The sequence below is a fragment of the Rahnella sp. EDr1-12 genome (assembly GCF_049206505.1).
Lineage (GTDB): Bacteria > Pseudomonadota > Gammaproteobacteria > Enterobacterales > Enterobacteriaceae > Rahnella > Rahnella rivi.
In genome coordinates this window covers 1-12,775 of sequence record NZ_JBLZNY010000014.1, presented here as the reverse complement: position 1 = coordinate 12,775, position 12,775 = coordinate 1, and the positions used below count along the sequence as shown (strand labels likewise).

Annotated in this window: 13 protein-coding genes and 1 pseudogene; 6 read left to right on the top strand and 8 right to left on the bottom strand. The window is 45.4% G+C overall.

What is annotated here, in order from left to right:
* Positions 1-306 precede the first annotated feature (306 nt).
* Positions 307-1,221: an alpha/beta fold hydrolase gene (locus ACO0U8_RS24120; RefSeq protein ID WP_421671764.1), complete on the bottom strand. Its 915-nt coding sequence runs from the start codon at positions 1,219-1,221 to the stop codon at positions 307-309.
* A gap of 339 nt (positions 1,222-1,560) precedes the next feature.
* Between ACO0U8_RS24120 and ACO0U8_RS24115 the strand changes: the two genes are divergently transcribed.
* Together ACO0U8_RS24115 and ACO0U8_RS24110 are read left to right on the top strand one after the other, a co-directional pair.
* On the top strand, positions 1,561-2,304 hold the full coding sequence (locus tag ACO0U8_RS24115) for an SDR family oxidoreductase (RefSeq protein WP_421671765.1): 744 nt from the start codon (positions 1,561-1,563) through the stop codon (positions 2,302-2,304).
* Positions 2,305-2,453: 149 nt separating this feature from the next.
* Positions 2,454-2,582: pseudogene (locus ACO0U8_RS24110) on the top strand (integrase core domain-containing protein); the annotation flags it as partial.
* Positions 2,583-2,773: 191 nt separating this feature from the next.
* Here ACO0U8_RS24110 and ACO0U8_RS24105 read toward each other — a convergent pair.
* The 3 genes from ACO0U8_RS24105 to ACO0U8_RS24095 all read right to left on the bottom strand — a co-directional run bounded on the left by ACO0U8_RS24105 (position 2,774) and on the right by ACO0U8_RS24095 (position 3,961).
* The gene (locus ACO0U8_RS24105; RefSeq protein ID WP_421671763.1) at positions 2,774-3,190 is read right to left on the bottom strand and encodes a hypothetical protein; all 417 of its coding nucleotides are present in this window, start codon (positions 3,188-3,190) and stop codon (positions 2,774-2,776) included.
* Between the two features lie 13 nt (positions 3,191-3,203).
* The gene (locus tag ACO0U8_RS24100) at positions 3,204-3,392 is read right to left on the bottom strand and encodes a hypothetical protein (protein ID WP_421671762.1); all 189 of its coding nucleotides are present in this window, start codon (positions 3,390-3,392) and stop codon (positions 3,204-3,206) included.
* 146 nt (positions 3,393-3,538) lie between these two features.
* Positions 3,539-3,961 carry a hypothetical protein gene (locus tag ACO0U8_RS24095; RefSeq protein ID WP_167864424.1) on the bottom strand — a complete coding sequence of 141 codons (423 nt, stop codon included), beginning with the start codon at positions 3,959-3,961 and terminating at the stop codon, positions 3,539-3,541.
* Positions 3,962-4,951: 990 nt separating this feature from the next.
* Here ACO0U8_RS24095 and ACO0U8_RS24090 point away from each other — a divergent pair.
* On the top strand, positions 4,952-5,521 hold the full coding sequence (locus tag ACO0U8_RS24090; RefSeq protein WP_421671761.1) for a serine hydrolase domain-containing protein: 570 nt from the start codon (positions 4,952-4,954) through the stop codon (positions 5,519-5,521).
* A 122-nt stretch (positions 5,522-5,643) separates the two neighbouring features.
* On the opposite strand, the gene ACO0U8_RS24085 is transcribed toward ACO0U8_RS24090, so the two are convergent.
* The gene (locus ACO0U8_RS24085) at positions 5,644-6,240 is read right to left on the bottom strand and encodes a helix-turn-helix domain-containing protein (protein WP_421671760.1); all 597 of its coding nucleotides are present in this window, start codon (positions 6,238-6,240) and stop codon (positions 5,644-5,646) included.
* A 43-nt stretch (positions 6,241-6,283) separates the two neighbouring features.
* On the opposite strand from ACO0U8_RS24085, the gene ACO0U8_RS24080 reads away from it, so the two are divergent.
* Entirely contained in the window at positions 6,284-6,976 is a 693-nt protein-coding gene (locus ACO0U8_RS24080; protein ID WP_421671759.1) for a B3/4 domain-containing protein, read from the top strand.
* Positions 6,977-7,338: 362 nt separating this feature from the next.
* On the opposite strand, the gene ACO0U8_RS24075 is transcribed toward ACO0U8_RS24080, so the two are convergent.
* Entirely contained in the window at positions 7,339-8,382 is a 1,044-nt protein-coding gene (locus ACO0U8_RS24075) for a tyrosine-type recombinase/integrase (RefSeq protein ID WP_421671758.1), read from the bottom strand.
* Positions 8,383-8,960: 578 nt separating this feature from the next.
* Between ACO0U8_RS24075 and ACO0U8_RS24070 the strand changes: the two genes are divergently transcribed.
* Together ACO0U8_RS24070 and ACO0U8_RS24065 are read left to right on the top strand one after the other, a co-directional pair.
* Complete coding sequence (locus tag ACO0U8_RS24070; protein ID WP_421671757.1) at positions 8,961-10,079, top strand: hypothetical protein; 1,119 nt, start codon at positions 8,961-8,963, stop codon at positions 10,077-10,079.
* Positions 10,080-10,158: 79 nt separating this feature from the next.
* On the top strand, positions 10,159-11,517 hold the full coding sequence (locus ACO0U8_RS24065; protein WP_421671756.1) for a HEPN/Toprim-associated domain-containing protein: 1,359 nt from the start codon (positions 10,159-10,161) through the stop codon (positions 11,515-11,517).
* An 83-nt stretch (positions 11,518-11,600) separates the two neighbouring features.
* Here the strand turns inward: ACO0U8_RS24065 and ACO0U8_RS24060 are convergent, their stop codons facing one another.
* The gene (locus ACO0U8_RS24060; RefSeq protein ID WP_421671755.1) at positions 11,601-12,056 is read right to left on the bottom strand and encodes a hypothetical protein; all 456 of its coding nucleotides are present in this window, start codon (positions 12,054-12,056) and stop codon (positions 11,601-11,603) included.
* Between the two features lie 36 nt (positions 12,057-12,092).
* Entirely contained in the window at positions 12,093-12,521 is a 429-nt protein-coding gene (locus tag ACO0U8_RS24055; RefSeq protein ID WP_421671754.1) for a hypothetical protein, read from the bottom strand.
* Positions 12,522-12,775: the final 254 nt, after the last annotated feature.

Here is a 12,775-nt window from a genome sequence, read left to right as displayed (position 1 = left end):
TAATATTCCTCTCTATAGTACTCTTAAAGCCGACTTTATCGCTCATCATCTCCGGCTGGCACTTAGAGACTACAAATAACAAAAGTTACTTTTGGCACAAATGCATGATGTGGTGGTATGTCCGCTCTTCGCTCTCAGCAGACCTTCAGCTTTACGTGTTTGTATGCTGTGTGCCAGAAGCGGACATTACAAAGACTCAGCTATGTCAGAACATCTTGATTGCTGACCTTATGTTTAGGCCAGCTAGATCTGCTGACCGGACTTTAGATACTCCTGCAACGTCAACCTGATGTGCAAAAGCATCCTTTATTGATTTAAGAATAACTCTACCGCGCTGGAAAACCGCTCGGGCTGATCAAGCATGACAAAGTGAAAACTGTCATTGATCCGCGTGAAATGAACATCGGGAGCAGAAGCATAGGCTTGACGGTACATCGCATCCACTCTGGCCGCAGGAACCCCGAATAAGGCGTCATACGCGTAGACGATCTCAATCGGCGCTTTGATGCGGGCGAGTTCTGGACGCAGATCCGTAGTCATCAATTCATACACGGCATCCGCTACAGTTTTTCGATCAGAATTAATCCCCGCAGTCACCAAAGCTGGCCTCACCGCCTTGGTCTTAGCTAAACGGGTTATGGATGTTTTCTGAAACTCTTTGATTTGTTCCGGCGACTGCCCCAGTAGCCAATCCCGCATAGCTGTGGCTTGTCGGGCAGCAGTTTCGGTGGTTGCAGCAGGGTCAATCATCAACGTATAGAAAGGTAAGGCATCGACGATCATCAAACGACCGACCTGGTCGGGATGACGGGACCCCAGTATCAATGCAATCTCCCCCCCAAGCGAATGGCCAATGATCGCCGGTGCTTCGAGGTGCTGGGTTTGAATGTAATCAGCGATGGCGTCAACTGCCGGATCGATGACCTTTCCCTCTGGATTGGAAATGGCAGGCGTACTTGCAAAACCCGCAAGTTCAACAAGATGAATACGGTGACTCATACGTAAAGTTGATGCTAAATCGGCCCAAACTTCGCGAGACGATGCCAGCCCCGGAATCAATATGACATCCGGTCCTGAGCCTTGTGTCTGTACAGAAATACGCTGCGAGTTCGGATGCTTTGAAGGTATGTGTATAGACTGAGTAGCGGACGCTGATACTAAAACTGACATAAATAAAAAAATAACCCCTCCGATTGTGGCACGAATATCTGGGGTGGGCATGAGTTTAGTCCTTGTAATTTATCCTGATAAACAGGAGTAAGGTGACAGAAGGGTTTATCATAAAAGATATTATCATTCAGGGATGGATACAAAGGCTTTGAAAGGTACCGGTGACAGTTCCGCACTGACAGGCAGCTTCTCGCTCATAGCGGACCTGACGCGCGCGTCCGCTTAGTGCCAGAAGCGGACGTTGCTAATCCCCTGACACACGCTTAAACAATTTGCAGTGCAGCTTATTTCTGTTCCTCATGCAAAAAGAGCATTAACTGAAAGATGTCACTTAACTCTCTCATGTATATCTACATCCACACATAGTCATCAGGAAAAGGATGAATGAAGATGCTGAGAGGTAAAAGAGCTGTTATTACCGGTGGAGGCGGGGGATTTGGCCAGGCGCTGTGCGTGTGGCTGGCACGAGAGGGCGTCGAGGTGGATTTTTGCGCACGGCGGGCTGAAGATATTCAAAAAACCTGCAGCATCATCGCTGCTGAAAGCGGCATTGCAAAAGGGTATATCTGTGATTTAACCCGGCCTGAATCCCTTTCTCAGTTTTCTTCACAGTTGTTAACTTCAGACAAGCCTGTAGACATTTTAATCCTGAATGCTGCTCAGTGGTTGTCAGGGAGATTGGACGATCAGCCTGACACAGAAATTATCAATACCGTCAGTTCAGGCCTGACAGGTTCGATTCTACTGACTCAGGCTCTGCTGCCTGGGTTAAGACGTTCAGAAAATGCTGATATTGTCTCAATTATATCTTCATGTGGGATCCCGAATTTTACGGATTCTATTGCCCACCCAGCCTTTTTCGCCAGTAAACACGGGCTTAGCGGGTTTACAACTAAACTGGCACAGCAGTTATCTGAAGAAAATATCCGTGTTACCGGGTTGTACCCTCCGGATTTCGAATTTACAGGGTTAGATACGTCTGTCGATAGTCAACCCAGAATGGGAGAACGTTTAATGAATGGACGATCGATCTGGGAAACGATTCGTTTCGTGCTGACACAACCGCGTAGTTGCCATATAAGTAGCATCTACTTTCAAGGTCCAACTCGCGAAGATCTTAACGCCAGGAGCTGAACTGGGTGACGTTGAGCAGAATACTCAACGTCGCTCCTCGCTCACAGCGGACCACTCGCACCATCATGTCTACATCGTGCCAGGAGAGGATATTGATTAATCCCTGGCGTTCGGTGTGGGGCAGAATCTGCGTTCAACAGAAGTGGCAGGAATGTCTAAACGAGAACGGGTTCATATCTCTGGAGGATGCACGGTGCAAAATCTGGGCCTGGCGCATACACTATAACCAGAGTCATCCTCATTCTGCACCGGGCTGGATGACGCCCTGTGAATTTGCCGAAAAATCTGCCGGTTGCCAGAATATGCAGCCAGAATGAAGTGATCTGTTCCCTTTGTTCAGTGCTGGCTTTCGCAGTTAAGGCCCTGCAGCACGGTGTCTCAGCATTGCCTTACTGTCTGCTCAGTCTGTATGCATGAGGTCGCCGGGGTAATTAACCTCCGGCAGACCACGTTAACGGCAGACGGATAACTATTTAGCGCCACTAATCCCGGGAGAACCATCATGTCCTCCCTCATTCCCGCCACTGCCACCCTGACCGCCGACGCCGCCAGGACCCGCATCGCCTCCGTTTCCTCCATTACCTGATCCGTCACCATTACCGCCGTTCCCTCCGTTTCCTCCGTTCTCACCTCCATTACCGCCGTCGCCGCCATCTCCGTTGCTGCCAGAGCCAGCATTCCCTCCGTCTCCGCCGTTTCCTTCACCGCCACCGTCACCACCGTCGCCACCATCACCACCGTCGCCACCATCACCGTCTGCCCATGCCGCCGTGCTGAATATTCCGGTCGCCAGAGAGGACGTTACAGTGAATACGGCAATGAAAGGTCTCAGTAATGCTGAGGTCAGAATAATGAGGTAAACAACTTTCATGAGAAGGTTTTTCATATCATCCTCTGCGTTATAAATTATATGCCGCCACCATCACCACCGTCACCACCGTCACCACCGGATGAATTATTCCCGCTTCCTCCGTTGCCACCATCCCCTCCATCGGCTCCGTTTGTGCCTCCATTTCCACCATTTCCGCCATTTGAGTTGGAGCCGGTCCCAGCATTGCCGCCGTTACCGCCATCCCCTCCGTTTTCACCCGGACCACCGTCCCCGCCGTTTCCACCATCAGAAATCAGTGATAAGGAATCAGGAAAAGGGGTCGGGTATGCCGGAGAGGCATAACCGTAGTGAGTTAAAACCGCCAGTATCAGCGTGGAGCACCTTAGTACGGTACGGCATCGTTTACAGATGTTCTGACTGGTCATTGTTACCTCCATCACCGCCAGCACCTCCGGGCGCATTGTCTGTTGACCCACCATCACCACCGTTTCCACCATTAGCGCTACCGTGTGTATTTTTATGATGTTTGTGGTGTTTGTGATGGGTTTCATTCGCGGCGCCTGCGCCATTTCCCCCATTTCCGCCGTTACCACCTGAAGCAGAGCCGTTACCGCCGTTACCTCCGTTCAGACAGCCTGTACCAGGCACGCCGTCTTTACCATTTTCTCCGTCAGGCGAAGTGCCGTTCCCATCCTGTCCGTTCTGGCTCTCACAGGCAGACAGCTGGATAGTGTCCTGCGGGAGTGTCTGACTGAATACCGGCAGGGAAAGGAGCAGACCTGCAGACAGCGGAAGAAAAATCAGAGTGTTGTGTAGCTTTGACATAAAAGTTTCATCCTTTAATTAATGGCCGCCTTCATGAGGCGACCATTTTTAGTTAGATTCTGCAGCCTGATTACGCTCCGCCGCCGTCACCACCATCGCCACCACCATCGCCACCATCACCGCCGCCGTCACCGTCTCCGGAACCATTGCCGTTAGCTGAGCCATTGCCAGTACCGTTATCATTACCACTGCCGTTCCCGTTACCGCTGGCGCTGTTATTTCCTCCGTCTCCTCCAGGACCACCAGGAGAATTGGCACCAGAACCCCCGTTCCCGCCGTCACCGCCATTAGCATCGCCGACAAGCAAGAAGGTATGTGGGGAGTGATCCGTAAACGGTTCGTTATGTAAGGGTGCGGCGACAGAAAGTCGCGTCGCAGAGAGGACAAAAACACCTAAAGCAAGAATTAATTTTTTATGTCTCATAATCCATCCTTAAAGGTAATAAATACATGAGATAATCGTTGGCCCATCCCGTAGCTAATGAGCTACTTCATTAAAGTTAAATTAACTGGAAAATAAAAACCATGGAGTGTAATGAAACGTTTTTCGTTGTTTTAGAATGTTTTTTTTAATTTCAAAAGAAAGTTTCTAAGTTTTCAGTGTTCAGCTAACTTATTGATATTAAACGACATTCAATGCTAATGATTACTCTGTTAACAATTTACTCTTTTCATGAAATGATACATATTACATTTTTATTAAGCGCTGTTCTTAACAGCAGTAGTAAGTGATAACCCTAAATTAAAAAAAAGCAGAAGCAAATATCATTATTATATAACCAATCTGAACCTGAGGTATTAGGCGACAATTACTTTGGCCTGTTTGTAATCTTAGCGTCATGTTTCTTCTTCCCATGGAGAGGTTGTGACGCTCAACATCAGACAGGTCGATTTTTCCATAACTCAACGAAATAAAGGTCTTACTCAGGAAGTGTCGGCGGCAACTACCGGTATCTGTGTCCGTTCCGGACGCCGAATCGAAAAAGGCCTGTGGCGACAGGCCGGGGGCAGGTCAGACGGCTATCTGTACTTTATTGTGAACCAGCCGTATCGGACTTTGTTAAAAAGGAAATATTTTTACCTCTGGATATGAATGATTCCTTTGTTTCCGATGGGGTTTCTATGGAGAAGGAATCTGTCAGAGGATATCAAGAAAAAGATAACAATATATTTTTCCCTGTTCACAGCCCATGGGGCGTTACCGGAGCAGGCCTTGTACACTCATCTGCTAATGATTTAATGAAATGGGGACTGAATTTTTCTTCGGGTTTGGTCGGAGGAAAGGAGTTGATAAGAAAAATGCTTACCCCTCTTCCCCTGACTACTGACACCAACATTATGATTGAAGACCATAATTCATACTGCTTTGGCATTGAACTCGATGAGGATAAATCAGGGAAAATTTATTGTCACCAGGGTTCTACGTTTGGAAGAGAAACATATTTTTTTGCGCTCACAGAAGCAGCCTATACCCTGGCAGTATTATCAAACATCGAAGATTATGATGTCTGTTCAATAGCTGTAAGATTGTTTAATCACATGACTTCAATAACTGCATGAAAAATATTTTTTCTTATCTGGCTCAATGATAAGGGCATAAGTTGCACGTCCGCTCCTCGCTCACAGCAGACCTTCAGCGTCACGTGTTTGTCTGCTGCGTGCCAGAAGCGGACACTGAATTTTCAGCGGCCTTTCTCGTTCACCGTCATGGTAAACACGGCCACGTCAGCATCGTTGTTCATGTAGGCATGCGGCGCATCCGTTCTCGCAACGGCTGCACTTCCCTGGTTAATCACGTAAGTAGTGTCGCCGACGACGAGTGTCAGGATCCCTTTTGCGACATGGAGCAGTTCGCTGGTGCCTTCTGGATGTCCGGGAGATTCAAAGGTTTCCCCTGAGTAAAGCGTCCACTCCCAAAGTTCGACCATGTCCGGTCCGCTGGTGCCGGCCAGCAATCGCGCACTGCCACCCTTTTCTCCTTTCCAGAGCACCGGGATATCACGAGAATCAATAAGATGAACGGCGGGCTTACCGGCGACATTAACAAAATCGGCCACCGATACGTTCATAGCAGACGCCAGGCGGCAGAGTAGTGCAATGCTGGGGTTGGCCCTACATCCTTCTATCTCTACCAGCATTCCCTTACTAACGCCTGAACGGCGGGAAAGCTCATCAAGCGACATTTTTTTCTGGCTGCGGTAGAGCTTTACATGCGCGGAAACGGCCTCGTTTACCCTGGCTGCATCGGCGTCGGTCGTTATGTTGACTTTTTTGGTCATCGGTCATTATCATGTAATAAATCAGTCATTACAGGATTATCATATGCCAGCCGTGTCACCGTCAATCAGCTCCGAAATTTACCGCATCGCACCAGGATTTCGTGCACTTAGTATCAGCGTGGAAGCTACACCCGTGGCTGATGAACGGGTTGGAGAAGTCGCGCTGCGGGAAGCCTGCGAGTCAGTTAAGGCAGGGCAGCCTGCCTGGGCAGAGGCGCACCTGAACGCATGGGCGCAGGTATTTCGCGCCTTTGGGGCAAAACCAAAACGAACACCCTGTTCAGCGGAAGCTTTGCGCAAGCGGGTTCTTAAAGATGGCACGATGGCCTCTCTCGATCCGGTGGTCGATCTGTATAACGCCGTCAGCATCCGATATGCCGTTCCGGTTGGCGGAGAAAACGTTGCGGCATACACAGGAAGGCCACGGCTGGTTGTTGCAGAAGGTACAGAAATCTTTGACACCATGAAGGACGGCCAGCCGGGAAGCGAGTCACCGGACGCGGGTGAAGTTATCTGGCGTGATGATACTGGCGTAACTTGCCGCCGGTGGAACTGGCGACAGGGCATTCGGACACGCCTGAGCGTGGCAGATAGCAGAATGTGGTTCATCCTTGAGAGTCTGTCGCAAATGCCGCTGGAAGATCTGCATGCTGCCGGCAGGATGCTGACTGATGGCCTGGAAAAAATGATGCCGGGTGCGCGTTGTCATACTGTTCTCATCAGCGAGCAGCTCTGAAATCGCCAGAACTGATTTGCGTGCCTGACTGGTTTATGAAGTCTGTCTGACTCCGCAAGTTGGGAATAGAATTCATGTAGTTAAAGGGTAACAGGAGAGCGCTGAGGTGCTCTTTTCCATTTGCACGCTCCAACTTTGTTCACCATTTCAGATTACAAGTCACGACGTCCGCTTTTCGCTCAAAGCTGCCTGTCATGCCTGCTTAAAAAACAGGCTTAGCGTAGGATATTTTCCGTTTTCCAAGCGGACCCCAGAATTATTGGGAGGGCGTAAAAAGAGGTAATGATTAACAGAGCAACTCAGGATTGAACAACGTGGTAGATTATAGTCATAATTCATACTTATTTTTTATGAATTCATATTTAATTAAATTTTCCAGTATGACTTTTTTCCATGATATCAATCATGGCGCCTTCATGCGCTTGAAGATTACGAATATAACGCATTAATGTCTCAGGCTTTTTCCAAGTTCCTTCCTGCATGATCTGAGCTACAGCATAGCCACGTCCCGCCATATCCTGCGCTGCTCCTACGCGAGCACTGTGACCAGTCCAGGCAGTATAACGCCCTTTATTTGGTATGATGGTTTCACCAGCTCCAATTGTACGCCAGGCCTGGGCGAAAATAGATTCAATCGCCGGCGTGCTCAGCGGACGGGTGATTGAAAGAGTTGCACTCCCAGAGCGGTGCACCGGACAAAAGAGGAAGGCGTCAGGTTCTAAATTTATACCAGACACCGACAGCCACTCAGTTAGCCGCCGGGAGGACTGCGAACTTAGCGACTTGATCAGGCCGCCAGTTTGGACAATTGTTTTGGTGTAACTCACATTAAGTATGATCCTGCCATCTGTTGCCCGGGAGATATCGCGAACGCGGAGACGGGCTAATTCACTGATACGCAGCAGCGTGCTGTAAGCAACATGCAGAAATGCTAAATCTCGTTTATGGCGAAGCGATGTTGAGTCAGACCAGAGCGCATCAAGCTCAAGCAGATCTTCAAGACGAAAGGGTACGGCCTGGCCAGTACGTTCACCCGAGACGACTGCGACACGATTTATTTTCTTCACTGCGCGGAAAACCAGCGGTGAAGAATTAGGGGGCGTTAGGCCAGCATTACGGTGTAACATCGAAATCAATGAGCCATGCGTCGCAATCGTTGAAGAGGCCCGGCCATTCTCCTGCAGCCAGTTCAGGTAATCGCGAAGGTCAGCCGGAAGCATAGGCAAAAATGGTCGGCTATTATCTATCGACCATCTATGGCAGATTCGCATAACACTCATCAGTTGTCGCCACGTATTGGGAGAAAAAGCCTCCTTGTCCTGAACAAACTCCTTAAGCTTGGACAGAACATCGTCTTCAGCTTGGATAGTAGGTAGCGTCTGGTTGGTTGGAGATAATTTGCCCATATATAGCTTAAAAAGTGAACTCCCGGCCATTGACAACGCTACGCGGATTCTGAGAAGGATGCAGGGGATTTACCTTGCAGATTTCACGTAGCGAAACCTGCACGATCTTTAGCGAAAAATCATCTGCACGTATAACTACTGGATAGATTACCAGATCATTTTGAGTGTGGCTAACTTTATATAAGTCCCATTATATAAAGTTGAAAAGATAAAATTTATAACTTCAATGCAATTAATTAGCCTAAATTTTCCGGCGGGCTGCGGAAGTTATTTCAGATAAGCCGTTTTACCGCACAAATAATTGTGGGCAGAGAAGGGTGGATTACTTAAAAACGCAATATCTATGGTTCCTCGGGGTTGCCAAGTACTAGATGAAGGATTTGTAAGGGGGTGCGGCATTTGCGGATCTTTACCCGTTTTGCCGCAGGTTGTGATGCAGGAAAGAAAGAGGATGATGGAGGAAGGTTGTGAAAACCTCATCAGGTAAAGCCAACATCAAACTATTATAAAATGTAACAGCCCCCTGGCTCTAAAGGTATAATGTTCATCAGCGGCTAAAATCTAAAACGTGGGAAAATATGACACGCGAAATCCTCAAACAAACGGTTCAAAGCAATGAACAGCTTTTTCATTCTTTAGTAATAAATGCGATCGATTTCTTAGAATCCTCTATTGATGACCTTGATAAAAGGCCTAATAATTCAATCGTTGATTTTTATACGGCGATTGAGCTTTTCTTAAAGGCAAGACTCATGCTTGAACACTGGACTTTAATATTAGCTGACCCTGGCAAGGCAAATAAACAAAGTTTTAGTGTTGGTGATTTTAATTCGGTGTACTTCAACGATGCGGTTCAACGCCTTAAAAGTATTCTGGGTATTAGGCTTGATGATAACATTCTAAAAAATTTCATGGCGTTAGGTGCGCATAGAAACCAGATTGTCCACTTTGCACATACGGAATATTCAAGCACACAGGCTAATAAAGCGGGCGTGGTGGCTCAGCAATGGTCTTCATGGCACCATCTGTATAATTTACTCACGGTTGAATGGAAGGGTGAGTTTATTAACTTCCAGAAAGAATTAGATCGCGTACATCAGAGAATGCTAAAACAGAAGGAATTTCTAAATGCTCGATTTAATGAAATTTCAAAAGACATTGAAATTTTAAAGTTAAAGAAAATCAAAGTTGTGAAGTGTCGTCAATGCGGATTAGAAGCAGGTAAGGTTAATGACACTCATAGGTGGGGTGATGATTATCAATGTTTGGTTTGCGAATCACAGGGTGTTGCAGTCGAGCAAGTAAAAGACACGTTGCCTTGTCCAAACTGTAAAGCACCCTTTGAATTTTTCAGTCCTGACAATAATAAATGTCCAAAGTGTTCTCATGAAATTACCACCAATGCATTAATCACATTGTGTCGTGACGTATATGTAACCGGTGACGACTGGTGGGAAGAAGGTGGGGAATGTATTGCAGGCTGTCATGAATGTGAGCATGATCCAAAGTCTGTATTTTATATTGATGGCCAATGGAGCTGCGTTTCGTGTTTTGACAGAGGGTGGTCAGCGATTCACTGTCCACATTGTGAAGAATACGTAACTGGCGACATGAAGACTATTGAGTACTTCGCATGCTATAAATGTGCAGATGAGCAGCGGAAGTTTATTCTAGCTGAGGCTAGACTTTCAGAGTGAATTCAAAATAAATTTCCGTTTTCTTGTTTTTAGAATTTTCTATAAACAACTTGGTGATATACAAAAATAAGGTTAAAGCATGGGAACAATAATTTCTTTGACGGTTTCTGATATTATGCTGGACGCGAGCAAGAATTTCATGGGATCCGATCACGGCGCACTGTTTCAGAAATGCGACCATGTAGTGCTGCCAGAATATTTCGAAGAACTTGCAAAGGGGGAGGAGCCGAGTGAAGAACGGGCTTTGAGTTTTACCGTCCTGCGTAAGACATTAGCGGAGGTTGCGGACCGAGTCGAGCTGTTGGGGTTCAGTTTAGATGTTATTCGCTTAGAATACGACACATTAGTCAAGCATATTACACAGGACCGGGAGGAGATGATTGAATGCTACCCTAAAGATTATGAGCCATTAGGAGTGCTCTACACCTTTGATGAATTCCAGCATTTTCTAAATCAGTATTCTCTGAGCGACCTGAGCTCAGAAGAGTTCGAAATAGACTACCAATATCCTGAAAGAAATATGGAGTTAATAAAAAACAAATTTCCGCTATCTGTAATAAAAAAAATACCGAATTTTGATCCATATAGTTATACTTTTTGGTCTGAAAAAACCGCATTTGGATGCATAATTAATATTCTTCATCCGTATTCACTAATTCGACTGTTGAGTGAAAACCAAAAAAACAGAACGGAATTCGTAGAATGGGACTATGGTCAGATAGTTTCTAATGGTTGGGTACATATTGATGAAATAAAAACAGGGGTTAGGCGTGAAAAGTCTTTTCTTATCGCTACGGAAGGTACATCAGACGCCCATATTTTAAGTAAAGCCTTTAAGCAGTTAAAGCCTGGTGTTGCAGACTTCTTTAGGTTTATTGATGTAAAGGCACGTCATCCATTTCCCGGAACTGGAGGATTAGCGAAATTTGCAGAAGGTTTGGTTAAAATTGACGTCCAAAACCAGATTGTATTTGTCCTTGATAACGATAGTGAAGGAGTTGATGCTCTTAATAAGATAAATGCAATGATTCTCCCTGATAATATGGGTTGCATGTGTCTACCTGACCTTCCTGAGTTTGAACGGTTCCCCGCGCGCGGTCCAGGTGGACTTGCAATAGCTAATATTAATGGCCAGGCAGCTGCAATTGAATGTTATCTGGACTTAAACTTCGGAGAGTTTGATAATCACTTCATTCGCTGGACTAACTACAAAGAGGACATAGACTCCTATCAAGGTTCACTTGATAAAAAAGAGTATTACGCCAGAAAGTATCTTAACGCTACAGATCATAAACTTATCAATAATGAATATGACACTAGCAAATTAGAGGCTCTCCTTAAGGCGGTTATCGGTACATGTGGTAGAGTTGCTGGCAGGGTACGTTGTGACAAGATCAAAAACCATTACCCTAATTTATGGACAGAAGAGAAAGTCTAATTTATTTACTAGACTTATGAAAATTTGTTGCTTAGATATATTTTTCATGATGCTTTTATTATTTTGCATCAAGAAGTTAAAAATTAATTCTCTTCACCCCAGAGGGGTGCAGGTTCCTCTAATTGTTCATGTTGGCAAAAAATGCAAGCATATTTACTTTTTACTTCATTATATTGTATGGTGCCAATGCACTCATCTAGATATTTAGAGTCAAAATAATCACTTTTTTCCATAACGGAGACGCAGGGCTTGCAAAAATAGTTTTCATTGTTTTTATCGTAACCGAAGTTTGTTATACATCTCTCATTGCTCGATAATTTAATGCAGGAGGTTAATTCAATATGGGTAGGCAGCATTTCAAAAATATTCCCAGGTGGCATATCTTTAAATTGAATGCCATTCGAAGCATGTTTAGATCTATAGTTGTAACGACTCCATATCCAATGTCCATAATCTTTATTTAAATAATTATGCGCTTTAATTATAGATTCAAATAACATTTCCACAGAAATGTCCCGGTTCAATTCAACAGTGTGCATATATGTGTTTCGTAACAAACGCATTTCGGAATACCATTAAAAAAATCCTTCTTCAATTTTATTCTCGGAATAAGCATGATGTACTTTGAACAAATCCTGAGCATCTAATGTATGGAATGAGCTAAAAGGAATATTCCCATTTTCATCAAATTTTGGTATGTTTTTCGAAGCATTGGTTATAAGTAAGTATGGTGATATTTCAACAATCAATCCCTTGAGTCTAAATTCAACAGATTGTTGTACTAATGCTAAGGCCGATATTAGCTTTGGTCTTACATAGTTCCAGAAATTGTCGAGTACAATTAAATTTTCTTCATTATGAAACTCTGATTGCTCATAATACTCGTTCCTTTCTTGAAGTTGGATATACTCATGGGCAATGCTAGTAAGGTTTTCCCAGGCTTCATTTACCATGTGAGAAGCGGTGGCATAGAAGTCTTCCTTAGAAGGAATGTTAGTGATCAAAATCGGTTACTCTCAGTAAATTAAGTGCCCTTTATTATACTTGAATTTTGGGTTAGAGACAGCGGTTGTGTCTTTGCTTGAGAAGTCTGGCTTTATTTAACATAATTCGCGTTAACCGTACCGCGTTTGTAAGTCCCATTTGATAATGTCACTTTTGGAGATGCGGATGTTTTGTTGGACTGATTATGTTGTGATCCCCAGATGCTTCCGGTACTTAACCGGACTCATTGCACCCAATGATAATTTAATTCGCT

Coding starts and splice junctions, on each gene's coding strand:
- ACO0U8_RS24120 (WP_421671764.1), bottom strand. CDS start 1,221: ATGCCCACCCCAGATATTCGTGCCACAATCGGAGGGGTTATTTTTTTA.
- ACO0U8_RS24115 (WP_421671765.1), top strand. CDS start 1,561: ATGCTGAGAGGTAAAAGAGCTGTTATTACCGGTGGAGGCGGGGGATTT.
- ACO0U8_RS24105 (WP_421671763.1), bottom strand. CDS start 3,190: ATGAAAAACCTTCTCATGAAAGTTGTTTACCTCATTATTCTGACCTCA.
- ACO0U8_RS24095 (WP_167864424.1), bottom strand. CDS start 3,961: ATGTCAAAGCTACACAACACTCTGATTTTTCTTCCGCTGTCTGCAGGT.
- ACO0U8_RS24085 (WP_421671760.1), bottom strand. CDS start 6,240: ATGACCAAAAAAGTCAACATAACGACCGACGCCGATGCAGCCAGGGTA.
- ACO0U8_RS24080 (WP_421671759.1), top strand. CDS start 6,284: ATGCCAGCCGTGTCACCGTCAATCAGCTCCGAAATTTACCGCATCGCA.
- ACO0U8_RS24075 (WP_421671758.1), bottom strand. CDS start 8,382: ATGGGCAAATTATCTCCAACCAACCAGACGCTACCTACTATCCAAGCT.
- ACO0U8_RS24070 (WP_421671757.1), top strand. CDS start 8,961: ATGACACGCGAAATCCTCAAACAAACGGTTCAAAGCAATGAACAGCTT.
- ACO0U8_RS24065 (WP_421671756.1), top strand. CDS start 10,159: ATGGGAACAATAATTTCTTTGACGGTTTCTGATATTATGCTGGACGCG.
- ACO0U8_RS24060 (WP_421671755.1), bottom strand. CDS start 12,056: ATGCACACTGTTGAATTGAACCGGGACATTTCTGTGGAAATGTTATTT.